Source organism: Hyphococcus aureus (genome assembly GCF_042643165.1).
Lineage (GTDB): Bacteria > Pseudomonadota > Alphaproteobacteria > Caulobacterales > Parvularculaceae > Hyphococcus > Hyphococcus aureus.
Genome location: NZ_JBHRSH010000001.1, coordinates 2,602,070 through 2,627,556 on the forward strand (window position 1 = coordinate 2,602,070; position 25,487 = coordinate 2,627,556).

26 protein-coding genes are annotated in these 25,487 nt (G+C 58.5%); 16 read left to right on the plus strand and 10 right to left on the minus strand.

Going from position 1 to position 25,487, the window contains the following annotated elements:
* The first annotated feature begins 185 nt into the window (after nucleotides 1-185).
* The 4 genes from ACFOOP_RS12675 to ACFOOP_RS12690 all read left to right on the plus strand — a co-directional run bounded on the left by ACFOOP_RS12675 (nucleotide 186) and on the right by ACFOOP_RS12690 (nucleotide 2,540).
* Nucleotides 186-509, plus strand: a complete 324-nt coding sequence (locus ACFOOP_RS12675; RefSeq protein WP_379881333.1) for an ArsR/SmtB family transcription factor — start codon at nucleotides 186-188, stop codon at nucleotides 507-509.
* Nucleotides 506-925: an SRPBCC family protein gene (locus ACFOOP_RS12680; protein ID WP_379881334.1), complete on the plus strand. Its 420-nt coding sequence runs from the start codon at nucleotides 506-508 to the stop codon at nucleotides 923-925. The genes ACFOOP_RS12675 and ACFOOP_RS12680 overlap by 4 nt, the downstream gene beginning before the upstream one ends.
* A 100-nt stretch (nucleotides 926-1,025) precedes the next feature.
* A complete protein-coding gene (locus ACFOOP_RS12685; RefSeq protein ID WP_379881335.1) occupies nucleotides 1,026-2,024 on the plus strand; it encodes a Vgb family protein in 999 nt (332 codons plus the stop codon).
* Between the two features lie 15 nt (nucleotides 2,025-2,039).
* On the plus strand, nucleotides 2,040-2,540 hold the full coding sequence (locus tag ACFOOP_RS12690; RefSeq protein ID WP_379881336.1) for a choice-of-anchor V domain-containing protein: 501 nt from the start codon (nucleotides 2,040-2,042) through the stop codon (nucleotides 2,538-2,540).
* Between the two features lie 6 nt (nucleotides 2,541-2,546).
* Here the strand turns inward: ACFOOP_RS12690 and ACFOOP_RS12695 are convergent, their stop codons facing one another.
* From ACFOOP_RS12695 to carA, 5 genes are all read right to left on the minus strand, one after another.
* Nucleotides 2,547-3,290 (minus strand): MBL fold metallo-hydrolase, encoded by a 744-nt coding sequence (locus ACFOOP_RS12695; RefSeq protein ID WP_379881338.1) that lies wholly within the window; start codon nucleotides 3,288-3,290, stop codon nucleotides 2,547-2,549.
* A gap of 38 nt (nucleotides 3,291-3,328) precedes the next feature.
* Nucleotides 3,329-3,748, minus strand: a complete 420-nt coding sequence (locus ACFOOP_RS12700) for a PaaI family thioesterase (protein WP_379881339.1) — start codon at nucleotides 3,746-3,748, stop codon at nucleotides 3,329-3,331.
* Between the two features lie 63 nt (nucleotides 3,749-3,811).
* Complete coding sequence (locus tag ACFOOP_RS12705) at nucleotides 3,812-4,054, minus strand: hypothetical protein (protein ID WP_379881341.1); 243 nt, start codon at nucleotides 4,052-4,054, stop codon at nucleotides 3,812-3,814.
* A gap of 6 nt (nucleotides 4,055-4,060) precedes the next feature.
* The gene (locus ACFOOP_RS12710; protein WP_379881342.1) at nucleotides 4,061-4,540 is read right to left on the minus strand and encodes a hemerythrin domain-containing protein; all 480 of its coding nucleotides are present in this window, start codon (nucleotides 4,538-4,540) and stop codon (nucleotides 4,061-4,063) included.
* Nucleotides 4,541-4,606: 66 nt separating this feature from the next.
* Nucleotides 4,607-5,773 (minus strand): glutamine-hydrolyzing carbamoyl-phosphate synthase small subunit, encoded by a 1,167-nt coding sequence (gene carA, locus ACFOOP_RS12715; protein WP_379881564.1) that lies wholly within the window; start codon nucleotides 5,771-5,773, stop codon nucleotides 4,607-4,609.
* Nucleotides 5,774-6,005: 232 nt separating this feature from the next.
* On the opposite strand from carA, the gene ACFOOP_RS12720 reads away from it, so the two are divergent.
* Nucleotides 6,006-6,473 (plus strand): GatB/YqeY domain-containing protein, encoded by a 468-nt coding sequence (locus tag ACFOOP_RS12720; RefSeq protein WP_379881344.1) that lies wholly within the window; start codon nucleotides 6,006-6,008, stop codon nucleotides 6,471-6,473.
* On the opposite strand, the gene ACFOOP_RS12725 is transcribed toward ACFOOP_RS12720, so the two are convergent.
* The 3 genes from ACFOOP_RS12725 to ACFOOP_RS12735 form a co-directional block, all read right to left on the minus strand.
* On the minus strand, nucleotides 6,470-9,007 hold the full coding sequence (locus ACFOOP_RS12725) for an HWE histidine kinase domain-containing protein (RefSeq protein ID WP_379881345.1): 2,538 nt from the start codon (nucleotides 9,005-9,007) through the stop codon (nucleotides 6,470-6,472). The genes ACFOOP_RS12720 and ACFOOP_RS12725 overlap by 4 nt on opposite strands.
* Nucleotides 9,000-9,593, minus strand: coding sequence for a biliverdin-producing heme oxygenase (locus ACFOOP_RS12730; RefSeq protein WP_379881347.1), 594 nt, complete (start codon nucleotides 9,591-9,593; stop codon nucleotides 9,000-9,002). Before ACFOOP_RS12730 ends, ACFOOP_RS12725 begins: the two co-directional genes overlap by 8 nt.
* A 92-nt stretch (nucleotides 9,594-9,685) precedes the next feature.
* On the minus strand, nucleotides 9,686-10,546 hold the full coding sequence (locus tag ACFOOP_RS12735; protein ID WP_379881349.1) for a LytTR family DNA-binding domain-containing protein: 861 nt from the start codon (nucleotides 10,544-10,546) through the stop codon (nucleotides 9,686-9,688).
* A 208-nt stretch (nucleotides 10,547-10,754) separates the two neighbouring features.
* On the opposite strand from ACFOOP_RS12735, the gene ACFOOP_RS12740 reads away from it, so the two are divergent.
* Together ACFOOP_RS12740 and ACFOOP_RS12745 are read left to right on the plus strand one after the other, a co-directional pair.
* The gene (locus ACFOOP_RS12740) at nucleotides 10,755-11,945 is read left to right on the plus strand and encodes an acyltransferase family protein (RefSeq protein ID WP_379881351.1); all 1,191 of its coding nucleotides are present in this window, start codon (nucleotides 10,755-10,757) and stop codon (nucleotides 11,943-11,945) included.
* 154 nt (nucleotides 11,946-12,099) lie between these two features.
* Complete coding sequence (locus tag ACFOOP_RS12745; protein ID WP_379881353.1) at nucleotides 12,100-13,278, plus strand: FAD-dependent oxidoreductase; 1,179 nt, start codon at nucleotides 12,100-12,102, stop codon at nucleotides 13,276-13,278.
* A gap of 88 nt (nucleotides 13,279-13,366) precedes the next feature.
* Here ACFOOP_RS12745 and ACFOOP_RS12750 read toward each other — a convergent pair whose 3' ends face one another.
* Together ACFOOP_RS12750 and typA are read right to left on the minus strand one after the other, a co-directional pair.
* Nucleotides 13,367-13,600, minus strand: a complete 234-nt coding sequence (locus ACFOOP_RS12750) for a hypothetical protein (protein WP_379881355.1) — start codon at nucleotides 13,598-13,600, stop codon at nucleotides 13,367-13,369.
* Between the two features lie 59 nt (nucleotides 13,601-13,659).
* Nucleotides 13,660-15,498, minus strand: coding sequence for a translational GTPase TypA (gene typA / locus ACFOOP_RS12755; protein ID WP_379881356.1), 1,839 nt, complete (start codon nucleotides 15,496-15,498; stop codon nucleotides 13,660-13,662).
* 208 nt (nucleotides 15,499-15,706) lie between these two features.
* Here typA and dnaG point away from each other — a divergent pair, with 208 nt between their 5' ends.
* The 9 genes from dnaG (at nucleotide 15,707) to ACFOOP_RS12800 (ending at nucleotide 25,481) form a co-directional block, all read left to right on the plus strand.
* A complete protein-coding gene (gene dnaG / locus ACFOOP_RS12760) occupies nucleotides 15,707-17,698 on the plus strand; it encodes a DNA primase (RefSeq protein WP_379881358.1) in 1,992 nt (663 codons plus the stop codon).
* A gap of 12 nt (nucleotides 17,699-17,710) precedes the next feature.
* The gene (gene rpoD, locus ACFOOP_RS12765; protein ID WP_379881360.1) at nucleotides 17,711-19,702 is read left to right on the plus strand and encodes an RNA polymerase sigma factor RpoD; all 1,992 of its coding nucleotides are present in this window, start codon (nucleotides 17,711-17,713) and stop codon (nucleotides 19,700-19,702) included.
* 101 nt (nucleotides 19,703-19,803) lie between these two features.
* Nucleotides 19,804-20,301: an ester cyclase gene (locus ACFOOP_RS12770; RefSeq protein ID WP_379881362.1), complete on the plus strand. Its 498-nt coding sequence runs from the start codon at nucleotides 19,804-19,806 to the stop codon at nucleotides 20,299-20,301.
* A gap of 293 nt (nucleotides 20,302-20,594) precedes the next feature.
* Complete coding sequence (locus tag ACFOOP_RS12775; RefSeq protein WP_379881363.1) at nucleotides 20,595-21,857, plus strand: serine hydrolase domain-containing protein; 1,263 nt, start codon at nucleotides 20,595-20,597, stop codon at nucleotides 21,855-21,857.
* 59 nt (nucleotides 21,858-21,916) lie between these two features.
* Entirely contained in the window at nucleotides 21,917-22,207 is a 291-nt protein-coding gene (locus tag ACFOOP_RS12780; RefSeq protein WP_379881365.1) for a hypothetical protein, read from the plus strand.
* Between the two features lie 31 nt (nucleotides 22,208-22,238).
* A complete protein-coding gene (locus ACFOOP_RS12785) occupies nucleotides 22,239-23,108 on the plus strand; it encodes a hypothetical protein (protein WP_379881367.1) in 870 nt (289 codons plus the stop codon).
* A gap of 59 nt (nucleotides 23,109-23,167) precedes the next feature.
* Entirely contained in the window at nucleotides 23,168-23,476 is a 309-nt protein-coding gene (locus ACFOOP_RS12790) for an aspartate decarboxylase (RefSeq protein ID WP_379881368.1), read from the plus strand.
* Between the two features lie 118 nt (nucleotides 23,477-23,594).
* Complete coding sequence (locus ACFOOP_RS12795) at nucleotides 23,595-25,046, plus strand: M48 family metalloprotease (protein WP_379881370.1); 1,452 nt, start codon at nucleotides 23,595-23,597, stop codon at nucleotides 25,044-25,046.
* A gap of 138 nt (nucleotides 25,047-25,184) precedes the next feature.
* Nucleotides 25,185-25,481, plus strand: coding sequence for a hypothetical protein (locus ACFOOP_RS12800; RefSeq protein ID WP_379881372.1), 297 nt, complete (start codon nucleotides 25,185-25,187; stop codon nucleotides 25,479-25,481).
* The last annotated feature ends 6 nt before the right edge of the window (nucleotides 25,482-25,487 follow it).

Sequence of the window (25,487 nt, forward strand, 5' to 3'; positions counted from 1 at the left end):
CCGGAGCGGCCGCTCGCGCACGGGAAATGGAATCAATTGTCGGTTAAAGCGGTGTCTTAGGGGATGATGGCGGGTAGGGGAAGGGCTGTAGCGCAAGAGTTTTGCAAGTCACATTGACGCTTGACATGATACCAAAAGGTTTCATATAAAGCGAAACCATAAGGTTTTACGTTGAGGCCGATAAAATGCCCGCCACTCCTCAGGATCAACCCATATTCCGCGCGCTTGCCGACCCGACGCGCCGGGCGATCATCGCTATGTTGTCCGAGGGCCCCCGGTCGATCTCCGAAATCGCCGCTGAATTCGACATGACGCGTCCCGCCGTCGCGAAGCATCTCGCAATCCTGAAGGACGGCGGGGTGATCTCAGTCGAGCCTCACGGCCGAGAACGTATCAATCGCCTGAACCCGCAAGCCCTCAAAACCGCCGCCGATTGGCTCAACACATTTGACCGTTTCTGGGATGACCGGCTGGCAGCCCTCAAAACTCTCGTGGAGACAACACAATGACCATGAAGATCGTCAAAACACTTTTTCTGAAAGCCCCGCCCGAACATGTGTGGAAATTCCTGACAGAGGCCGACCAGCTCGCATTGTGGTTCCATCGCGGCGCCGCGGACCTGAAAGAAGGCGGCGACTGGACCCTTGTCACCAACACCTATGGCAAGGAGGGCGAGAAAATGTGCTGGGGAAAAGTGCTTGAAATGAAAAAGCCGGAACGGCTGGTCCACACATTCACCCACAATCATCTCAAAGGCGTTGAAACCACCTGCACCTGGACGCTGGAGGCGGTGAAAGGCGGCACGATCCTGACCCTCGTTCATGACGGCTGGGAGAAATATGAGGACGATCCCTTCGGCATGGCCGCGAACCACGACAGCGGCTGGGACGAGCATTTTGGCCGTCTGAGACGGGTGGCGAGTTAGGGGTCAAACTAACAAAAGTTTTATCTCCCTTTTGGCCTTCCCGCGCGCGGCGCATGCTATGAATGCGCCATACATCAACGGGGGATGCTGGGAGGTCTGTATGAAGCTTGTCAAAGCGGCCGTGGCGCTATGCGCACTCGTTTCCCCCGCTTTCGCTGCGGAAACTGTCGATATCCGTGAGTGGAAAGTTCCTTATGAAGAGTCGCGTCCGCGCGATCCGTATGCGGAGAGCGCCAGCTCCGTCTGGTTTGTCGGCCAACGCACCGGCTATCTCGCCAATCTCAACACGCAGACAGGCGAGATTTATAAGGTCGATCTGAAAGAAGGGTCGGGCCCGCACAATCTGATTGTCGGCTCTGACGGGATCGTCTGGTATGCCGGCAACCGCAACGCGCTGATCGGGCGTTTTGATCCAAAGACAAAAGAGATCGAGGAAATCGCCATGCCGGACAGCGCGGCGCGCGATCCTCATACGCTTGTGTTCGACGATGATGAGAAAAACATCTGGTTCACGGTGCAGGGTGGTAATTTTCTTGGGCGCTTGAATATTGAAAGCCGTGCAGTTGATTTGATCGCGTCGAAAACCGAACGCTCGCGTCCCTATGGAATCAAGATGGCGCCTGACGGTTCGGTCTGGGCGGTTCTTTTCGGGACGAACAAGCTGGCGCATATTGATCCCGCGACGCTGGAGCTGACCGAGATTGACCTGCCGCGCGAAGAGACACGCCCGCGCCGGTTGGAAGTGACCGCCGATGGGCGCGTCTGGTATGGCGATTACGCCAAGGGCATGCTTGGTGTTTATAATCCGAAAACGAAAAAGGTCGACGAGTGGACGATGCCCCAAGGCGAAGGCGCGCGTCCCTATGGCATGGCGTCCGACGGCAAGGGGCGCATCTGGATGGTCGCCACCGGCGTGGAGCCAAATGTCTTCACCGGATTTGATCCGGAAACGGAGGAATTCTTTTCCGAAACGAATGTGCCTTCGGGTGGCGGCGCCATCCGGCATATGCACTATCATACGCCCACTGGCGCGGTATGGTTTGGCGCGGATTCGAATTATGTGGGCCGCGCGATCGTCGACCCGCCGGTCACAGATTGAAAAAGGACATAGCTCATGAAACCGGTTGGAATTCTTGCGGGTTTTCTCATGATGTGGGGCGCCGCAGTCGCCTATCCTGAAGGGGCGCCCTGGGGCGCCGCTGAACTTGACGGCGCCGAAACCTGTTCAACCTGTCATTTCGACTCTGAGGTCGAAAAGGACTCCGGTCTGATCACGCTAGACGGATTGCCGGAGCGGGTGACGCTGGGTGAGACCTACAAGCTATCGCTCCAGTTCGCGCCGAGCGGCGCAGCAGTTGCCGGTTTTATGCTGACCGCGAGCGCCGGCGCGTTTCATCATGCGAAGAAGGGCACGGAAGCCAATGAACAGGATGTGCGTTCGACGGCGCCGGTCCCGGCGCAAGACGGCGCAAGCTGGACGGTGACCTGGACGGCGCCGGAAGAAGCTGATGGTGAGATCTTGTTTTTCGCCGCCATCAACGGCGCCAATAATGACATGTCGTCTTTTGGCGACCGGATTTATTTTAGGACTTTTGCAGTCAACCTTGGCGAGTAAGAAAACTTACTGCCAGCGCTTGGACAGTTTCTGATCCATCTCATTGGCCGGTGTCTTCGCCGCGCCTTGATAGCCGGTGACGCTGTCCGCAACAAAGGGATTTGACTGGCGTTCGCGGTTGAAGGTCGAGACGGGCCCATGGCCCGGCACGAATTGCACATCGCCGAGCGGCCAGAGCTTTTGCGTGATGGATGAGATCAGCGTGTCGTGATCGCCGCGAGGAAAATCCGTGCGCCCGATGGAGCCCGCGAACAGGACATCGCCCACAAAAGCGATATTTGCATCCTTGTTGTAGAGCACCACATGGCCCGGCGTGTGGCCGGGCGTATAGACGACGTCGAATTTGGCGCCGTCGAGCTCAAGTTCATCGCCGTCATTGAGCCATTTGTCTGGCGTGCAGTTCTCGCCCATGCCGGGATGGCCGTATTTGGCCCAGTGATCGGCGATCTCGTCGAGCCAGAAGGTGTCTTCCTTGTGCGGACCGATAATCGGCGCGCCGGTCGCGCGCTTCAGCGCCATCGCGCCGCCCGCATGGTCGAGATGGCCATGGGTGATCCAGATCTGTTCGATCTCCGCGTCGAAGTCTTTCGCCGCCTGCAGGATTTTCTCAGGCTCGCCGCCCGGATCGACAACAGCCGCCTTGCCGTTGGCCGCGCGGATGATGGAGCAGTTCTGCTGGAACGGCGTCACGGGCACAATGCGAACGGTGAAGGGCGGTTTGGCCTCGTGGGCATGGGGGGTCTGGCTCATGGCTCATACCTAAACGCGAGGAGGCCGAATTGCCAAGCTCAAAGGGTAATTGATTTTAGAGTCACCAGCGCCGTCGCGACCATTTCCCGGTTGCCGCCGGTTTCGGCCCAGACATCGGAGCGCACAACGCCAATGGATGCGCCGCGGGAGAGGGCGGTTGCTTCCGCGACTAGCATGTCGCCCTGCGCCGGTTTCATGAAGTTGATCTTGAGCTCGATGGTGAGGCACGCCTTGCCTTCGGGGAGGACAGACGCATAACACGCGCCGGCGGCATGGTCGGCGAGGCCGGTGACGACGCCGGCATGGACATAGCCCATGAACTGCACCAGCTCTTCCTTGGGCGCAACTTCGAGGGCGACAAAGCCCTCCTTGAAATCGCGGACATGAAAGCCGGCCTCTTTGGTGAACCCGCGGGCGGCGGTGAGGTGTTCAAAGGTGTCTTTAAGGTCGCTGCGCATGAGCGAAAGCTAGCGGGGCTTTGAGCCTCGCGCCAGCGGCTTGCGCAGTTGGCGCGCCTGTCGTCAGGCCGGTTTTTTCCGGATCAGATAACGGTAAACGCCAAGCAGGTTGATGCCGGTCAGTGCGATATTGGTGACCAAAAGGCCGTGGTCATTCTCCATCGTCGCAAAGCCGATCCACAAGAGCGACGAGATAGTGAAGACGACAAAGGCGATGCCGGTCGCCTTCTGACTGATATGGGCGGCGATGGTGCTGGCGGCGACGATGGTCAACAGCGTCGCCGTCCATTGAAGGAAAGCGTTCACGACTGCTTACGCCGCTTTCAACTCATCTTCGTCGATCGGCATGATCGCGGCGAGCACGACTTTTTTACGGGCGTCGAAGCGCTTGCCCATCAGGTCGGCCTGTTCCTTGGACAATAGTTTGCGCGCTTTCGGGAAGAAGTCTTTTTCTTCTTCATCCATATGGTGCTCGATCAGTTCGGAGAGCGCGCCGAATTTGACGCCCCATTCGTCGCTTCCCACAGGGAAGGTGTCGAGTTCTTCAAGAAGGCCGTTGGCGACATGGTGCTCGTTGAGCGCTTCATAAGAGTCGTCGCTCATCTTCGTGTCGTCGCGGAGAAAAGAATAGAAAACAGCTTCCTCGACCTTGTGGTGCGCCCACATGTCGAGCTTGAATTCATCAAAGAGCTTGTGGCGTGTTTTTTCCGCGCGCGCCGTTGTCTCTTTCAGCTTCTTCATGACCTCGCGGGCGTGGTCGTGGTCCTGTTTGATACGGTCGTAAATATTCACGGTGTCCTCCCGGCTGCATGTTCCGCCAGAGAAACACCGAAAGGAAGGCTTGGTTCCGTAAGCGGCTTACGCCGCCTGTTTCAGGCCTTCAACAAACCGCCGGAAAATATAGAAGCTGTCTTCGGGGCCGGGAGAGGCCTCGGGGTGGTATTGCACCGAAAAGGCCGGTGCGTTTTTCAGCGCGATGCCGGTGTTGGTCCCGTCGAAGAGCGAGATATGGGTTTCCTCCACATTGTCGGGGAGGTTGTCGCCATCGACGGTGAAGCCGTGATTCATGGAGACGATTTCGACCTTGCCTGTTGAGAGGTCTTTCACCGGATGGTTTGCGCCGTGATGGCCCTGGGGCATCTTTTTGGTCTTGGCGCCGGCGGCGAGCGCCAGCATCTGGTGGCCGAGACAGATGCCGAGGATCGGCACCTGCGCTTCGATCAGCTTTCGGATCACCGGCACGGAATATTCGCCCGTCGCCGCCGGATCGCCCGGTCCGTTCGACAGAACAACGCCCGCCGGGTTCTTTTCCATGATGTCTTCGAAGCTGGCTTTCGCCGGAACAACGCTGACGCGGCAGCCTTCGCTTGCAAGGCGGCGCAGGATGTTTCGCTTCACGCCATAATCGATGACCACAATATGCGGACCCGAGCCGTCATGGGCGAGGTAGCCTTTGCCCCACTCCCAGCCTTTTTCATCCGATGCATATCCTTGGCTAGGGCTGACATCCCGCGCAAGGTCGCGGCCCTCAAGCCCGGCCCATTCCGCCGCGCGTTTTTGCATGGCGTCTAGATCGAACTGACCGGAAGGCGAGTGAGCGATGACGCCATGGGGCATGCCGGCTTCGCGAATGCGCGCCGTCAGGGCGCGAGTGTCGACCCCGGCGATGCCGATTACGCCGCGACGGCGCATCCAGGCGGAAAGGTCTAGCTGCGCGCGATAATTTGAGGGGCTGGTCGCCATGGCGCGGAAGATCGCGCCGCGCGCCGCCGCCGCTGACGCCGGGGAGGCATTTTCAACATCCTCTGCGTTCACCCCGACATTCCCGATATGGGGGAAGGTGAAGGTGATGATCTGGCCCGCATAAGACGGGTCCGTCAGGATTTCCTGATATCCGGTCATGGCCGTGTTGAAGCAGACTTCGCCAACAGCCTCTCCCGCCGCGCCAAGTCCTTGGCCGTAAATCACTGTTCCGTCAGCTAAAACCAGGGCTGCGGTGGGGCGGTCGGAGGGTGCTTGACTAATTTTCATGGATAATTATCTGTTCGCGGCCTTGTTGCATTGCAAGATTGCGCGGCGGCGCTGGCGATTAGCGGCGCCCACCGCGCGCAAATTGCGCCGGAAGCTAGGCGAAGGGACCGCAAGGGTCAATAACGGATAAACCAAGGATTATCCACAAAAAACAATTACTTATAGTGGGGCTAAAATCGGCGGCGCGGATTTTGAATCTGCTGGCGCGCCGGCAATGGAGAATCAGATGCTCAGAGAGCAAATCGACACAACCTTAAAGACCGCGATGAAGGCCGGAGACGCTAAGCTTCGGGTCGCGACCTTGCGGCTCATCAACGCCGCCATCAAGGACCGGGATATCGCCGCCCGCTCGGAGGACCGCTGCGACGGCGCCACGGAGGAGGAAATCCTCGCTATCCTGACCAAGATGGTGAAGCAGCGCGAGGAAAGCGCCGCCGCTTTTGAAAATGGCGGGCGCCCCGATCTCGCCGAAAAAGAGCGCAGTGAAATTGAGGTGATCCGCGAATTCCTGCCGCGTCAGCTCTCCGATGAGGAAATTCAGTCCGCCGTCGCCGATGTCATCAAGGAATATGATGCAAGCGGATTGAAGGACATGGGCAAGTGCATGGGTGCTCTTAAAGAGCGGTATAACGGCTCGATGGATTTCGGCCGCGCCGGCAAACTGATGAAAGAGAAGCTGACCTCGGCCGCCTAAAGCTCGCTAAGGACTTTCGCGAGAGAGTCCGCGCTGTAAGGCTTGGACGCCACCGGCGCATCCGGAAGCCCTTCCGCCGTCAGTTTGTCTTCTCCATATCCCGTTGTGTAGATAAACGGCACGACTTTGGCTGCGAGCTTTTTCGCGATGTCGAGAGCGCTTTCATCTCCGAGATTAATGTCGAGTATGGCGTAATCGAAGTCGTGCTTGTCGATGGCGGCGAGCGCGGCTTTGACCGTCGATGCAAGGATAACCTCTTTTGCCCCAAGCTCGGTGAGGATGCTTTCCGCTTCCATGGCGACGATGACATTGTCTTCGACAATCAGCGCACGGCCCTTGATAAAATTTCCGGGCGCGGGTCCGGCTTGCGGCGGCGGCGTCTTTGGTGAGGGGGCTGTAAAAGCGGCCACGTAATTCAAAGGCAAGGTGAAGGACGCCTTTACGCCGTCAGGAGCGTAATTGATGCGCGCTTCGCCTTTCAGATCGTAGGGCACGGTGCGTTCTATGATTGTAGAGCCAAAGCCGCGCCGTGTCGGTTTTTTCACTTTGGGGCCATTTTGCTCGCGCCAGTTGATCTGCAGGCCGTCCGCCCTTTCTTCAAGCGCCACCAGCACTTCGCCCTTCCGGTCCGAAAGCGCGCCATGTTTGGCTGAGTTGGTGATGAGTTCATGAATAACCAGCGCCATGGTGGTGAACGCCGCCGGATAGAGCATGGCGTCCGGACCTGAAATCCGCACCCTTGTTTCCTTGTCGCTGAGATAGGCTGAGGCCTCGGTCTCAATTAGTTTGTAAAGGGAGGCGGGGTTCCAGTTTTCTTTTGTAATCTGGTCATGGGCCATGGCCAGCGATTCAATCCGTGCGCCGACAATATCGGCGAAGGTTTCGACCGAAGCGGATTGGTCCCGTGACTGATTCACAAGCCCCTTGATCAGGTTCAAAATGTTCCGCACCCGGTGATTGAGCTCGGCGATCAGCAAGGTCTGTTGCTGCTCGGCCTTCTCGCGATCCTCGCGTGCGGCTTCGGTAAGGCGCAACACGACTTCAAGCAGGGTGATGCGCATGGCGTCTGCGGCGTCGAGTTCGCCGCTTGTCCAGGGCGCGCTTTGGCCGCGAACCTCTTCCCGCCACAACTCAAAGCTTTTGCGTGGGGTCAGGCGTACGCCATTGGGGCCAAGCTCTGCCGGTTTGGCCGGGTTGCCAGCCCAGTTAACGGTGCGAACAAGCTCCTTGCGGAACAAAATGATATAATCGCGCGGGTCGCGCGAGACCGGCAGCGCCAAGACGCCGGCGGCGGTCGCGGCAAAGTCCTTTCCGGGACCGTGAGTCTTGCCGAGCCTATCCGTCGCGAATATTCGGGCCGGGGCGGCGGCGTTCAGAAATTGCGCCAGTCGCTGGATATCGTCTTCTGTCGGCGTTTCGCCAACTGTCAAAATCTCGTCGCCGATCACGGCGGCGGCGCCGTCATGCGCGATCACCTCCTGAAAAGATTGGCTCACCTCATGAAAATTGCTGGCGAGAGAGGCTTCGCCTGCAAATTGCTGCATCAGTTTGGTGTGGATCGCGCGCGCCTTTTGATGATGGGCGCGCTGAACTTCTGCGGTGCGTTGTGACAAAACAGCGGAGAAAAGTTCACCGAACAGCTCGGCGCCGGTTCGCACATTCTGGGGCAGCACTTTCGCCGACATATGATGGCAGGCGAACAGGCCCCAGAGCTTTCCATCTTGCAGGATCGAAATCGAGAGCGAGGCGCCGACACCGATATTTTTCAGATATTCGATATGGATTGGCGACACTGACCGCAACAGGCTGAGCGACAGATCCAGCGGCTCATTTTGTGAGTCCTGTGGGGGAGAAATTGGCACAGGCTCCGCGTTGACGTCTGAAATGATGCGCAACAGGTTACGGCAATAAAGGGTGCGCGCCTGGCGTGGGATGTCTGACGCGGGATAATTGAGCCCCAGATAGGATTCAAGATCGGCGCGGGCGCTTTCAGCGATGACCGCGCCATGACCATCCGGGTCAAAGCGGTAGACCATGACGCGATCGAATTCGAGATAACGCCGAAGTTCCGCCGCCGCCGCCATGCTCGCATTTTCAATTGTATCCGAAAACTTGACGGCGTCGGCCATGGCGCGGATTTGCGCGATGCGGTGGGCGGCGCTGTCATCCGCGGGCTCGGCTTCGATGATGACGGTGTTCTCGCCAGACCGATGTACGGCGACATCATAGTCACCGGCTTTATCTGAGAGTTTTATAGCTCGCAGCCGTTGAACACTGTCCGGCGTTTTCAAGTCCCCAAGGCTGTTGCGAATCTGATGGATCGCCTTGTCTGTAAGGAGGCTAGACAATGCCGTTCCGATGGCTACATCGAAGGCGACGCCGAGAAAATCTTGAATATTGCGGGACGCGTGCGTGACGATCCAGTCCGGCGACACCGCTAACAGAAAACCGAATTGCTGAATCGCGCCGAGCTGATGGATCGGTTCGCGATCGCAGTTGGTGAGGTCGACCTGAAAATCGTTATGATCAGACATGTCGCTTCAATTGCGCTGCGACGGCGGTGTCACAAGCGGCTTCAAAAAGCGCAAAAGCCGCGAGGGCGCCGTTTAAGATCAGATTGCGGTTGAGAGAAATTTCTTCGAGCCCGTTGAGACAGCTGCAAAAGGTCCGCCAGTCACCGAAAAGATTTTCGTGATCGAGATAGGCGCTGGAAAACCCGCTATCGGGAAATCTGGCGCGCCATTGCCGGGCGATCATTTTTGAGCCGAGGCGCGATCCCGCGAGTGTGTAGGCCGCGCCGGCGCACTCAGCGGCTGTTGTAAATCCTTCCGTCAGGACAGGCGCCGGCGGTGTCACGCCAAGGCGCTCAAGATCGCAGGCTAAGAGGGCAGTGACCTGGGTGGGGTCGAAATCGCTGCCGAAAGGCAGCGAAGGCTGCATGCGGATGCGCAAGCAAAGAGCCGGAGCCGCCAGGGCATGCGCCGTCAGTAATTTCTGAAGACCTGGCGCGCCTTCCTGAAGAAGCGAACCAAAGGCGACGTCCGCCCGGTCATGCGCTTTCTGTGTTTTTGACCGCAACCATTCACGCAACGGCGCATGGTCCAACTCAACATCAATCATGAATGGCTTTACGCCCCGCAAATGAACCTAGCCGTTTAAGGCGAGAGCACCCCCATGCTTGTTCAAACTGCGAAGCCTTGCCCGTTCTGTCGTTAACATAGGTTAAGCTTGTCGCGATAACGGCGGCTGCCCGGCACGATTGCGCCGTTTTTCATGACAATCTTTACGTCGCCTTCGCCGGTCGGTTCGATGCGGGATATGTAATCGGCGTTCACAATCCAGGAGCGGTGAACCCGCATGGCGTTGGCGCCGGCGTCGCCGAGCTGGCGTTCTATGGAGGCGAGGGTTGCGCGCGCCAGATGTTCCGCCGCCGGCGTTTTCACTTCCACATAATTCGAAGCGGACTTCGCCCAGATGACGTCTGAGGCATCGACGAAAATCGACCGCCCGCCGCATTTCAGGGTAAGGCGGTGGGATTTTTTCGCATCCTCTCTGGCGGCGGCGAGTTCGCGCTGCTGTTGCGCCAGCTGGCGCCCGAACGTGATGAAGAAGGCTATCAGGGAATAGGAAAGAACGTCCTTGCGATACTCATAAACAAACTCGCGCAGGATATTATCGGTGAAGATATAGGGCTCTCCGTAAAAGGTGATAATCGCCAGTTTTCGGATGGCCACCATGGCGCTGATGTGAATCGCAGAAAATGCAAAGCTCGCTGCCGCGTGAACGGCGATGACATGCGTCCAGCTTCGCTCGCCCGGCGTAGCCAAGGTCACCGCTCTGGCGATCCCCCAGAAGAGGGCGATGATCACCGAGACGCTGGAAATTTCGTAGATGGCGTATTTGAATGGATCGAGATCCAGATTGAAGCGGGCGTTCTCCGTCAGTTGGGAAAGAATATCGACGACCAGGAAGGCGACAAAAAACGCCGTCACCCAGAAAAAAGTAAGACGGTCGGCATGAGCGTCGTCGCTGCGTGGGTCGGCGTTGAGTGGGGCGGGATCACTATGCTGCATCCGGCATTTCTATGCCGCGTTCGCAGCGACCGGCAATGCGCGTTCGGTCTGACCGGGTTCGAATTCCATCCCACCAGACCGCCGCTAGTCCCTTAAGGGTTGTTTTTCCGGCCGTTTGTCACGCCGCGCCGCCGGGCGTGGCTTGGCGGTGGCGGCGCTGAACGGACTGCGGCACGAAGTTTTCCGAACAAAACGGGAGCCCCAAATCATGGCGGTAGCAGACACCACCGGCGCCTTTAGGGACGCATATAAGCGCCGCTACGATCTCGACTGGCTGCGTGTCATCGCGTTCGGCCTGCTGATTTTTTACCATGTAGGCATGTTCTATGTGACGTGGGGCTGGCATGTAAAAAGCGTCTATGCCGGTCCCGCCGCCGAGCCATTTATGCTGCTGGTCAATCCATGGCGGCTGGCGCTTCTTTTCTTCATTTCCGGGGTGGCGATCCGATTCGCCTCTGACAAGGCGGCGCCTGAACCCGGCGGAACCTTGCGCTTTGTGCGCTCCCGGCTTTACCGGCTTGGCCTGCCGATCATCCTTGGGATGGCTGTGATCATCGCGCCTCAGGCTTATTTCCAGTTGCGTCAGGCAGGGATCATCGAGCCGGGCTATCTCGTCTTTTGGGGAAACTACCTAAAGGTCGAGCAGCTTTATCCAATCATTACACCGACATGGAATCATCTTTGGTATGTGGTCTACCTGCTCGTCTATATTCTCCTGATCGCTCCCTTCCTGCCGGCGCTACGCTGGCTCGCAAATGGCTCCGGCGCGCGGGCGCTTTCCGTTGTCGCCGGCGGACCGGTGCGGCTTCTTCTCCTGATCATTATTCCCTTTGTGATTTATGAGATCACCCTCAGCCCGTCTTTTCCGACAACGCACACACTGATTGGTGACTGGGCGAACCATGCGCACCGGTTCACCATTTTTATGCTGGGTTACTTTGCGGCAAAGCATGAGGGGTTCTGGCGTTCGGTCGACAGGGCGCTGCCGCTGGCGGCGGTGTTAGCTGTCGGGATCTGGGGGCTCGGCGCCTATGTGGATGCGCAGGAAGAGATGATCGCTGCATCTTCGGTTGCGCGCATTCCCTTTATCGGTGTTGTCGAGATTGCGTTGAAAACGCTCTACGCATGGAGCTGCATCGTTGTGCTGTTTGCTCTTGCGCAGCGATTTTTGAACCGGCCGTCAAAAATGCTGACCTATCTCACGGGTGCGGTCTTATGTTATTACATATTGCATCAGACCATCATTGTTATAGCAGGCTATAACATAACGAAGCTGCATCTCGGCGCATGGCCAGAATTTTTGCTGATTACCGTGATCACGATCGGCGGATGCGTGGGCGGATATGAAATTTTCCGCCGCATACCACTGTTGCGACCATGGATTGGAATTAAACGCTAAGTATGCGGAACATTTTATATGTCAGCGCGGCGCAGCGAAATTGATATGACGTCCTAAATGATGCGTTCCGCATTGTGGAACGAATTTCTCTATCGACAAAACTCGCGGATTAGGCTCGTGTTGGCGCCTTAGGGGGAGAGAAAGCTGAGCGTCGATGAAAATCGCCATTGGGGGGGCGGGCATCGCGGGACTGGCTGCTGCTGCGTTTTTTGCGCGCGCAGGGCATGATGTTTCGGTTTACGACAAGGCGCCAAAACCGGCGCCTGTCGGCTCTGGCCTCATTATTCAGCCTACAGGACAGGCGGCGCTATCGGCGCTGGGGCTGCTTGATGAGCTTGCGCAAAGCGCCGCCCGGCTTGAACGCCTAGACGGGCGGCTTGAATGCGGACGCAAGGTGCTGGATGTGCGCTACGATGCGCTGGGCCCAAATATGGTCGGCTTGGCGGTCCACCGGTCGGTCCTGTTTGATCTGCTCCATAAGGCTGCAGTGAAAGCAGGGGCTGTCTTTTCCTATGGGCAAGACGTTGCAGGCGTTGAGCATGAGAATGACGCCATGCGATTTCGGTTTGTAGACAGGGAGCTTGCGCCGCCCGCAGCCCTTACTGTCGACGCGCTCGGTCTGCGCACGCCGTTTATCGAACGCGAGAATTGTTATCTCGACTATGGCGCGCTGTGGGCGAATACGCCGTTTCCGTCCACGGACGGATTTTCAGAGCATGCGCTGGCCCAGCGTTACCGCGGCGCGAATGTTTCCGCAGGCGTGATGCCGATCGGAACCTTGGGCGGCCGGCAGGAAAAGATGGCTGCGTTTTTCTGGACCTTGCGGCCTAAAAATTACGAAACCTGGTTGATGACGCCGCTGCCCCGCTGGAAAGGCCAGGTGTTGAAACTCTGGCCGGAGGCGGCGCCCGTGCTGGATCATCTGATGTCCCATGATGATTTTGTTCTTGCGCGATATGCGCATCACACAGCCTCGCAGCCGGTCGAAGGCCGTCTCGTTCATATTGGCGATGCGTGGCATGCGGCGAGCCCGCAACTGGGGCAGGGCGCCAATATGGCGTTGCTTGACGCCTGGGCGTTATCGAATGCGCTGGAAGCGCAGAAGGATGTTGATGCGGCGCTTGATGAGTTTGTGAAAACGCGACGTCGACATGTGAAAATTTATCAGACAATCAGCGACCTGTTCACGCCGGTCTATCAGTCGGACGCGAAAATCCTGCCGGCTTTGCGCGATAAGCTCGCAGAGCCTTTGTCGTCCTTCTGGTTCATGCCGAAGCTTCTGGCGGCGATGGTGTCGGGAACCATCGGCGACCCACTCAAGAATTTGCAATAAGCTTTGAATGGTGTTGAAAAGGCCCCGGTGTAACAAGCGAGGTTGCCGGTATGCGTTCAGCAAACGGTTAGCGATGAATTTTCTGATCCTACTCTTTGACCCAGAAATCAATTCCAGCCTGTGTGTAAGCAACGTTGAAATTTTCTGATGACTGGCTGCATAGATTTAGAAGATCACTTTTTGTACGCCAATGACCTATTTTCCAGCCGCGTTTCCTGAGGGCGTCAACGCTTTTTGCTCCTAAATTAGAACGAATGTCTGGTTCAACTTTGCCTTCCGCATTGAGTTTGCAGAACTCTTCATAGTCATGAACCATGCGCATGCCGTCTCTCCCGATTATATGAACGTGGAAGAGAAACGCAAATTATCGGAAACGTCAAATCAGGCGTTCTCTTTCGCCCGTCTTTTCCGCAGATGCGGCTTCAGCGCAATTTTCCGCAGACGGATGGATTTCGGCGTCACTTCGACCAATTCGTCATCGCCGATATAAGCGATCGCCTGTTCCAGCGACATGCGGCGAGGCGGAGTGAGTTTCACCGCTTCGTCCTTGCCGGAGGCGCGCATATTGGTGAGCTGTTTCGCCTTTAGCGGATTGACGTCGAGATCGTCGGGTTTTGCGTTCTCACCGACAATCATACCCTCATAGAGCACCTCGCCGGGCGAGATGAACATGACGCCGCGCTCTTCGAGGTTCCAGATCGCATAAGGCACCGCCGTGCCGTCGCCATTGGAAATCAGGACGCCATTGCGGCGGCCTTCAATGGCGCCTTTATGCGGCTGATGCTCAAGATAGGAGCGGTTCATGACGCCGGTGCCGCGTGTATCGGTGAGGAACTCGCCGTGATAGCCGATCAGCGCACGCGAAGGGGCGTGCATGACGAGACGTGTCTTGCCGGCGCCCGCCGGTTTCATTTCTGCAAGTTCGGCTTTTTTCTGGGACAGCTTTTCGATGACTACGCCGGAATACTCGTCATCCACGTCGATGACGATTTCCTCGATGGGTTCGAGCACTTGCCCGTTCTCATCGGTGCGCGTGACGACGCGCGGGCGCGACACGGCGAGCTCGAAGCCCTCGCGGCGCATATTCTCAATCAGAACGCCGAGCTGCAATTCGCCGCGTCCCGCGACTTCAAAGCCGTCTTTTGTTTCAGTTTCGGTGACGGAGATCGCCACGTCGCCCTCGGCCTGGCGCATCAGGCGCTCGCGGATGACGCGCGACTGGACTTTGTCGCCTTCGCGGCCGGCCAGCGGTGAATCGTTCGGCGCGATGGTGATGGAAAGCGTCGGCGGATCGATCGGCTGCGATGGAAGCGGTTCGGTCGCCGTAAGATCGCAGAGCGTGTCGGAAACCGAGGCTTTTGAAAAACCGGCGATGGCGATGATATCGCCGGGGAAGGCTTCGTCTACCGGCTGGCGTTTGAGACCGCGAAAGCCGAGGACTTTGCTCACCCGCGCCTGTTCGATGGTTTTTCCGTCGCGCGACAGCGCTTTCATGGTGACGCCGGGTTTTGCGGTTCCGGAAATGACACGGCCGGTCAGGATGCGGCCAAGAAAGGGATCGGCTTCGAGCGTCGTCGCCAGCATGCGGAAAGGCGCATCCGGGCCTTCCGCGACGTCAGGCGCAGGCACATGCTCAACCACTGTTTCAAACAGCGCGTCGAGATTGTCGCGCGGCCCGTCAATGGTCTTGTCGGCCCAGCCGTCGCGGCCGGCGGCGTAAAGCACCGGAAAGTCGAGTTGTTCGTCATTGGCGCCGAGCGCGGCGAAAAGATCGAAGGCGGCGTCGAGCGCCTTGTCGGGGTCGGCGCTTGGCCGGTCGACCTTGTTGATGACCAAAATCGGGCGCAGGCCCAGCGCCAGCGCCTTGGACAACACGAATTTGGTTTGCGGCATCGGCCCTTCGGCGGCGTCAATCAGAAGAAGACAGCCGTCGACCATGGAGAGAATGCGCTCGACCTCGCCGCCGAAATCGGCGTGACCCGGCGTGTCGACGATATTGATGCGAATAGGCTCGGCGCCTTTTTCCCAGACAACGCTGGTGCATTTGGCGAGAATGGTGATCCCGCGCTCGCGCTCGATGTCGTTGGAATCCATGGCGCGCTCGGCCATTTCGGCGTTGTCGCGGACGGCGCCGGACTGGCGCAGCATCTCATCGACGAGCGTGGTTTTGCCATGATCGACATGCGCGATAATGGCGATATTTCTCAAAGCCGGAGTCATTAGTTTATAGTGTCCTTTGTATCCCGACTGGCGTCATGCCAGAGAGCGGGGCTCCGGGCGGGATATTGCGTTGCAGTATTGGGCCGGGCAGTGCGCGGTTTTTGCCGCTTTGGCAAGGGGGCAGGTGGGGAAAAGCGGTTAACTGAAACGCTAGGCTCCGCCTCTTGAGCCCCCTATATCTCGAGGCCGCCCTATATAATAAGAGCCCATGGCCCGTTTCACCCCAGAATTCCTTGATGAGCTGAAGGCGCGATTGCGCCCGTCCGACGTCATCGGAAAATATGTGAAGCTACAGAAGCGCGGCAACGCCTGGTGGGGTCTTTCGCCCTTCAAACCGGAAAAGACCCCGTCTTTCACCGTGGATGACCGGCGCGGGAGCTATCACTGCTTTTCGACCCAGAACCATGGCGACATCATCACCTTCCTGATCGAGACCCAGGGGCTGACTTTCCCGGAGGCTGTAGAGCGGCTGGCGGCGGACGCCGGTCTGGTTCTGCCGATCGAAAGCCCGGCGGAGGCGGCGCGCGCTGAAAAGGCGCAAGGGCTGGCGGAGGCGTGCGCCGCGGCGGCGAAGTTTTATCAGGCGATGCTTCACCGCGCCGATGGCCGGGGCGCCATGGACTATTTACGCGGGCGCGAGGTGACGGATGCGCAGATCGACGCCTTCGGCATCGGCTTTGCGCCATCAAGCCGACATGCGTTGAAAGACTATCTCTTGAACAAAGGTTTCGCCGACGAGGTGCTGGTCGAGGCGGGCCTCCTCATCAAGCCAGAGGATGGCGGCGCCAGTTATGACCGGTTCCGCAATCGCATCATGTTCCCGATCCTCGGCACCCGCGACCGGGTGATCGCTTTCGGCGGCCGCGCGCTCGATCCGAACGCCAAGGCGAAATATCTGAACTCGCCGGAAACGCCGCTGTTTCATAAGGGCTCGGTGCTTTATAATTTCACCAATGCGCGGGCCGCGTCGGCGGACGATAAAAAACCGCTGATCGTCTGCGAAGGCTATATGGACGTGATTGCGCTCTGGGGGGCGGGGATCAAGCGCGCCGTCGCGCCGCTCGGCACAGCGCTTACCGAAGATCAGCTTGCGCTGCTGTGGCGTTCTTCTGATGAGCCGGTCCTGTGTTTCGATGGCGACAGCGCCGGCGTTCAGGCCGCGCATCGTTCCATTGACCGCGCGTTGGCGATGCTCAAACCGGGCAAGTCGTTGAACTTTGCTTTCCTGCCGGAAGGTCAGGACCCGGATGATCTGTTGCGGTCGGAAGGCGTCGCCGCGATGAATGATGTTTTGGAAAAAGCGCGGCCGCTTGTTGATGTTCTTTGGACGCGCGAGATTTCGATCCGTGATCTTGAAACGCCGGAAAGGCGGGCCGCGCTGCGGTCGCATTTGCGCGAGCTCGTCAAGCAAATCACCGACAAGGATGTGCGCGGCGCCTATGGCGAGGAATTGTCCCAGCGGCTCAACGCCCAGTTCAAACCCGCGCCAAGAGAAAGCGGATCGGGTCAGGGCGGCTACGGGCAGGGCGGCAATCCTTTTCGCCAGAGTGGCCAATGGGGCGGACGCCAGGGACAGGGCCGACCGGGCCGGGGCCAGTTTGACCGGGGCATGGGTTTTCGTTTCGCCGCCCCGGCGCGACCGACGCCCGGCCTCAAAAGCCCCTCCCAGTGGGTGCGGGAGGCGAGCCTCGTCCTCGCCGCAATCAACCATCCGGTGCTGCTGGAGCGCCATGAGGCGGCCTATTTTGAGCTCGATCTGGTCGATCCGGGGCTAAAAGCCCTCCTTGGCGAGGTTCTTTCGGCAATTTCCACAGATCCGGCTCTTGACAGCGCCGGATTGAAAAGCCATCTCACCAAAACCGGCGTGGCAGGCACATTGGAGCGGGTGACACATGATCCCCAGCTCGGAAACCACAGATTCCTCCGCCCCGAGACTGAGATTGACGAGGTAGAGCAGGGTTTTCGAAACGCCCTGGCCCATCATCTGTTTGAGTCTACCCACAAGCAGGAGGTGGCCCGCTCGGCGTCTCAAATATTCACCGATGGCGACGATGCGTGGAAAGCGGCGGCGGCCGCGCGCGAGGAGTTGATCAATTCGAGTAAGCCGGAAGAAGACGGGGATGAGGGCGATTCCCCGAGGCGGTTCACGGATGCGCTCGAAAAGATGAAACAGACCGTTGAGAAAAAATTCGGTCGGTAAGGATTTTACGGCATGGCGAAAAAAGCGGCGGCGACGAAAGAGACTGAAGCGGTGGAACCGGCCGACGGCCCGATCCTCGATCTGACGGATGCGGACGTCAAGAAACTGATCAAGACGGCGAAGTCACGCGGTTACGTCACCTATGACGAACTGAACAAGGTGCTGCCGTCGGAGGAAGTCTCTTCCGAACAGATCGAAGACATCATGGCCCAGCTTTCCGAGATGGGCATCAATGTCGTCGAGCATGAAGAAGACGATGATGATGACGGCGCCGACGCCGCCAATGACGATGACAACGCCAGCGCGTCGAAAACCAAAGCCGTCGCCGTCAAGGACGAGAAAAAAGGCGGCCAGGTCGTCACCACCAACACCGGCGCCTCCGCTGACCGCACCGACGATCCGGTGCGCATGTACTTGCGTGAAATGGGCACGGTTGAGCTTCTCTCCCGCGAGGGCGAGATCGCGATCGCCAAGCGCATCGAGGCCGGCCGCGAGACCATGATCAGGGCCTTGTGCGAAAGCTCCCTGACCTTTGAGGCTATCACGGTCTGGCGCGACGAACTTCAGGAAGGCCGGGTGCTCCTGCGCGATATTATCGACCTTGACGCCACCTATGGCGGCGGGCCGGAAGCGCGTCCCGATATGACCCAGCCGGAAGTCGCCGAGCGTGTGAACCGCGAAGAGGCGGAAAAGGCTGAAAACGCCGAAGACGATGAAGACGATTTTGACGAAGGCGCGCTGTCCCTCTCGGCCATGGAGGCCGAATTGCGCGAAGGCGTGATGGCGACCTTCGACAATATCTCCGACGAATACAAAAAACTGCGCCGCCTTCAGGACATCATGATCGAGGAGCAGCTGAAGGGTGAAGACCTTTCCTCTTCGCAAACGCGCCGCTTCAAAAAGCTGCAAAAAGATATTGTCGAGCGCGTGCGGTCCGTCCGTCTCAACAATCAGCGGATCGAAGCGCTGGTCGAACAGCTTTACGACATCAACCGCCGTCTGATGGCGCTTGAAGGCAAGCTTGTGCGTCTTGCGGATTCGTATGGCGTCAATCGCCAGGAATTTCTTTCGGATTATATCGGATCGGAACTCGATCCCGAATGGTTCGATCGCATCTCCGCGAAGACCGGCAAGGGCTGGCAGAATTTCGTCAAGAAAGCCGAAAATCAGGTCGTCACGATCCGTGAAGAGATTGGCGATCTTGCGACCGAGACCGGCCTCACCGTTCAGGATTTCCGCCGCATCGTCTCCATGGTGCAAAAGGGTGAACGCGAAGCGCGCATCGCCAAAAAGGAAATGGTCGAAGCGAACCTTCGCCTCGTCATTTCCATCGCCAAGAAATACACCAATCGCGGCCTGCAATTCCTCGACCTCATTCAGGAAGGCAATATCGGCCTCATGAAAGCGGTCGATAAGTTCGAGTATCGCCGCGGCTACAAATTCTCGACCTACGCCACCTGGTGGATCCGTCAGGCGATCACCCGTTCGATCGCCGATCAGGCGCGCACCATCCGTATTCCGGTGCACATGATCGAGACGATCAACAAGATCGTGCGCACGTCGCGCCAGATGCTCCATGAAATCGGCCGCGAGCCGACGCCGGAAGAACTGGCGGAAAAACTCTCCATGCCTTTGGAGAAAGTCCGCAAGGTGATGAAGATCGCGAAGGAGCCGATCTCTCTCGAAACGCCGATCGGCGACGAAGAAGATTCGCATCTCGGCGATTTCATCGAGGACAAAAACACGATCCTCCCCATCGACGCCGCGATCCAGTCGAATCTGCGCGAAACGACGACGCGGGTTCTGGCCTCGCTGACGCCGCGCGAGGAACGCGTCCTTCGCATGCGTTTCGGCATCGGCATGAACACCGACCACACGCTCGAAGAGGTTGGCCAGCAATTCTCGGTGACGCGCGAACGCATCCGCCAGATCGAGGCGAAGGCGCTGAGGAAACTCAAGCATCCGAGCCGGTCGCGGAAGCTGCGGTCGTTCCTCGATAACTAAGATCAAAAAGCCCCGGCATCGTCCGGGGCTTTTGTTTTTCGGCAAAATCGGAATACGATCTGCTTAGATCCAAATAACCATGATGAAGGGGAGAGCGCATCATGAAGAAGGCCGTTACGCTAATTACTCTTATTGCCGCTGTGCTTGCCGGCTGTTCGTCCGGGGAGGGCGAGGACGTCGCCGCGCGCAACAAGGAAACCGCGCGCCACTTTTACGAAGATCTCTGGTTCAGTGAGAACACAGACAAATATGCCGATTACGTGGCCGAGACCTATGTTGTTCATGATGTAGGCCCGCGCAAGGGCGTCGAAGAAGAGGCGGTGGAGCAGAAGAACATCGCCGACCTGTTTCACAGCTTCGGCGAGATGACGGGCAAGATCGACTACCAGATTGCGGAAGGCGACAAAGTAGCCACCCGTTGGTGGATTTATCTCGAACCTAATGAACAGGCGCAAGCCATGGGCATTACGCCTGTCGATGGCGTCGCCATAATCAATGTCTTCCGCTTCAATGAAGACGGCAAGATCGTTGAGGTGTGGAACCATCGTCACGATGTGGAGTTGCCGCAACCGCCCGGCGACCGGCCAGATGGGCTTTAGCGGCGGGTCGGGAAAGGAGAGCATGCGGAATTTGTGTCTGTAAGGAATTGCCGCATTCCTGCTGGCGAATTTGATGGCGTAGGTTGAGGATGCGTCCGTGCAAGATGCTGCAGAACTGCCTCCGCTGACTAAAAGTTTACCAGATAACGAAGATAAAAACCCCGGCGTCACCGGGGTTTTTCTTGTTTGGCTTTGAAGGTTGCCTATCTCGCTCTGCGGGCGAATGGTTTCTCGCAGGCTTTTCCATGCGTGATGAGTCTGTCCGGAAACGTGAAAAATCTCTGAGGGGCGATATGAAGATTGTGAAATTTGGTTTGTTTGTGGCCGGCGCGGTCGTGGCGATCGGCGCCTGGTGTGCGGTGTCTGTCTTCGGCGGGCTGTATGGCTGGTGGATGAAGCCGATCGTTAAAAAAGGCGATCACCAGGCGTTTTTCGCCGAAGCGACCCAGATCATCGACGATAAGAATGCAGGAAATGCGGCGTTTATTCTCATCCATGATGGCGACGTCGTTGGTGAATATTACGCACCCGCCGGGCGCGAGGTGAATGCGCAGACCGTGTTTCCAACATCGTCGTTCAGCAAGTGGGTCACCGCCTTTGGCGTCATGAAGCTCGTCGATAGAGGCGAAATATCGCTCGATGAGCCGGTCTCTTCCTATCTGACGCGTTGGAATTTGCCGGATGGCGCGTATGATGAAAGCGCGGTGACGGTCCGGCGCTTGTTGAGCCACATGGCCGGTTTGACTGACGGGCTGGGGTTTGGTGACTATGAGCCCGGCGAAACTATCCCGTCGCTTGAGGAAACGCTTGCAAATCCGCGTGCCTCATCAGGTCGCGAGGTCACGATTGAAGTGGGCGCCGAGCCGGGTGAAGAGTTCGCCTATTCCGGCGGCGGCTATCTGATCTTGCAGCTTCTGATCGAAGAGGTTTCCGGTCAGGATTATGAAGGCTTTATCCAGGAGAAGGTGCTGGCGCCGCTCGGGATGACGCAATCCTCATTCCGGTTTATCGGCGATATTGAAGGCGCAACGCAGTCGTTTGACGCTACTGGCGCGCCCGCGCCGCAGTTCCAATACGCCGCCGCCGGCGCGACCGGCTTTTCAAGCTCGGCCGCCGACCTCCTGAAATTGGTTGCTGCGCTCACCGATGGCGGGGAGGGGTTCATTCTGCAGCCGGCGACTCTCGCCTCGATGCGTCAGCCGGAGGCCACTGTTTTCGGAAGCCCGATCTGGGGGCTTGGAACCATCCTGTTCGCGCCGACAAAGTCCGGCGATTTCATCTATGGGCATGACGGCGCCAATGAACCGGCGATCAACGTTTCGGTGCGGATCAATCCTGACAATGATGACGCCTATATCATGCTGGTGAACGGTCACCCGTCTCTGGCGTCTGATATCGGGGGGGAGTGGGTTTTGTGGCAAACCGGCGTGCCCGATATTCTCTCAACAGAGAGGGCGATAAAAAGCGCGCTCCTGCCGGCAGTGGTCGGATCGCTGGTTATCTTGATCCTCGCGTTTTTCCTCGCAAGGCGGGTGTTTTCATCCAGGAAGAACTGACGCCTATGGCGGATGTCAGGATAGCGCTTCAAATAAGAGGCTTCAAAAGGAGTGCCCCCATGACCGCGCCGAATGTCGGATCGAAAGCCCACCCGTCGCAATTTGATTGCTATGACGACCTCGCCGAAGACGAGCCCTATTTCGTCATCCGCGCGGGCGATTCTTTGCCCGGCGCGCTTATTGTTCTCCACTCTTGGTTCGCTGCGGCGCCATGCCGAGCTCACGTCATCTCAGACCCGCCGGGCATTGCTCGGGATAAGCGCAAGCAGTTGCTTCATCGAAAATTGACGCCCCTGGCCCACGCCGCGCCCTTTCAAGCACATTCCCATTTGCACCGGCGGGCGGTATAGGCGCTGAAGCAAAAAGTCGGAGGAGACGCGCATGATGGACAAGACCTTGCGATGGGTGGCGACATGCCTCCTCATCCTCATCACCCTAGTTTTCGTCCATCTCGGCCTCGCAGTAATCTCCGGGCAGACCAATACGCTGTTTGAGACCTTTCTCGACACGACCTGGCCGCGCGTCGCGGTCGATGAAGCGGTCGCGTCCGGCGCCGAGGCGCGCGAAGAACTCGCCTTCACCATTCTCAATTACGGGATCACCGCGCTCGGCACCGCCTGGGTCGCGTGCTTCGCCTATCTCATCGTCATGCGCAACCAGCAGCGTCAGGCCGAGCAGCAGCTTTCCATGGAACGCCTTCGCCTGACAGCGGAGCTCGACGAGAGCATTCTCGAAATTCTTGACAGCGACAGCGTCTACGAGATCGACAGCGCCGGCAAGGTCGCGCGGACGAAACTCCTTTCGGCCTGCGACCGAAATACGGTCTGGCGCGGCGGTGCGGACCGGGAGTGGAATTATCGCGACGGCGAGCGGACAACCCCGTTTGTCGAAACGTCTAAGTCGGTCAGCGCCTCCGCCGAAGTCGGCCTTACCGCGCTGCACCGCTATCTCGGGTGGATCCGGCGCATTGTCCGGGCGGTCGAAACTCATGTCCTCCTCGAAAAGGACGTCCTTTTGTTCTGGCGCTGGGTGGTGATCGGCTGTTACCGGAACCGCTATCCGTTTTTGTGCAGCATCTTTTTCAAAGACGATCTCAAGGACTTCGTGCGGCTCGTCGACCAGATCGTTCTCACCGGCGAAAAGACCGGCAGCGGCAAGGATTTCGTGAAATATCTGCGCTCGGTCGGCGATCCGTCGCTGATTTCCGAATTGTCAAAGGAGGCCCGCGCGATTGTCGAACGGGGTGAGTAGGGCGGCGGCGCGCGAATCGCCCAATACATCTCATTCGGCTAGCAGAGGACCTTACGCCCATGACCGCGCCCGATAAAAATTATGTCGGATCGAAATCGAATCCGTCACAGTTTGACTGCTATAATGACCTCGCGGAGAACGAGCCGTATTTTGTCATTCGCGCGGACGATCCGTTGTCCGACGCCCTGATTGAACTGCACGCCTATATCGGCGCGGGCCAGTCCGGCGCGGCGCACAACAAACTCGCCGAGATCATGGAACTGACCCGCGACCGGCCGCCGCGTCCCTCGGATTCGCCCAAATACCGCGAGACTTTCGCCATATCCCAGGCGATGGAAAGCTGGCGCCGCGCGAAGCCCAAAAAATAAGCTGCGCCTTCCTCTGCAACCTTCCTGTGCTAGACTTGTTCTGACAGGCGGGGAGGCGCGCGTGCGGGGGTACCCCGCTGGACGTTCTAGCGCGCCGCAATCAAACCGGGAGGGTGCTATGGGAAATTTCAACGCAGCGTTTCGTAAGATATTGGTCTGCGCGGCTGCGGTGGCGCTGGTCGCTTGCGCATCCACGGGCGGACCGCTGGGGCTTTCCGATCAGCAAGGCCTTGCGCTGGGCGATCAGGAGCATCCGAAGATTGTCGCGGCTTTCGGCGGCGAGCTGAACGATCCACAACTGACCGCTTATGTACAGCGCATTCACAATCGTCTCCTTGCTACCTCGGAGGCGCCGTCCCCTGAATTGAGCGCAATTGAACTCACGGTGCTCGACAGTCCGGTGGTCAACGCCATGGCGTTGCCCGGTCATGTTTATGTGACGCGCGGCCTTCTGGCGCTGGCGAACAGCGAGGCGGAAGTCGCCGGCGTTATCGGTCATGAAATCGGCCATATTTACGAACGCCACACGGCGCAGCGCGTCAGCCGCGGCAATCTCGCGGGGCTCGGCGCGGCCGCGGTCGCCATCCTCACCGGTGATCAGGATACGGCGCAACTCGCCGGTCAGGCGGCGCAACTTTACCTCATGAAGTTCTCGCGCAGTCAGGAATATGAAGCTGACCTGGTTGGTGTACGGATCATGGACAGGGCCAAATACGACCCTATCGGCCAGTCTGAGTTTCTGGACACGCTTGGCAAATGGTCGAGCCTTGAAAGCCGGATCGCCGGCGTGGAGCGTCCACCGGAATTCCTGAATACGCACCCCAACACGCCGGAGCGTGTGCGCCGCGCGGCGCAGGAAGCGCAAGTGCTCGGCGCCGGGTCGGGAGAGGGGCGCAATCGTGACGCCTATCTCGCCAATATTGACGGGCTTCTTTACGGTGATGATCCGGTAAAGCAGGGCTTTATTCGCGGGCGCGACTTCGTTCATCCGGGTATCGGCATTGCGTTTACGGTCCCGTCGGGCTTCGAGCTTCAGAATTCGTCAACGGCTGTGCTGGCGCGCTCGGCTCAGACCGGCGCGCAAATGCAATTCACCGGGGCCAATTCGGCGGAGAGCCCGCAGGCGATCATCGACGGGCCCTTGTCCCAAAGTCTCGGCGTTGATCTCGGCCAGTCCCGGGCCATCAATATCAGCGGCCGTCCCGGCGCAGTGGGCGAGGCGCGCGCGAACACCCAGAGCGGAGCCGTCGACGTCACCGCCTATGTGGTGAAATGGAAAGGCGACACGAACTATATTTTCCTGTGGGTGGCGCCCGCCAGCGTCTCCCAGCAACTGCGGTCGCCAATTCTTGCCAGCGTCAGGTCCTTGCGGGCGGTCTCGCTACAAGCGGCGAATCCGCCGCCGGCCCAGCGCATCGATGTGGTCACGGTTCAGCGGAGCGATTCCGCCGCGAGCCTTTCCAGCTACATGGCCTTTGACGCATATAAGGAAGAGCGTTTCAGGGTGATGAATGCGATCGAACCCACTGAATCCGTAAGAGCGGGTGAGCGGGTCAAGCTGGTGCGTTGACGGGAGGCTCGTGAATTGAAAAAGCGGCGCCTTGCGGCCGGGTTCGCTGCGGCTGCCCCTTGCGCGGCAAGGCGCAAACGCTAAGGTCTGCCGCGACTTGAGAAGCGCCCCGGAGGCGGGGCCGCAAAGGAGGAAATCATGGCCATTGACGGCAAGTGGAACATCACGATCAAAACCCCTATGGGCGAACAGACCGCGACCCTGACGCTGAAGGAAGAAGGCGGCGCGCTCACCGGTGAAATGTCCGGCGCAGCCGGCACATCGCCGATTGAAAACGGCAAGGTTGAAGGCGACACGCTGAAATGGGATGCGAAAGTAACAAATCCCATGCCGATCACGCTCTCCTTCACGGGTAAAACCGAAGGCGACAACATTTCCGGCAATGTGCAACTCGGCGCTTTCGGAACGTCGACCTTCTCCGGCGCGGCTGTCTAAGCGGCG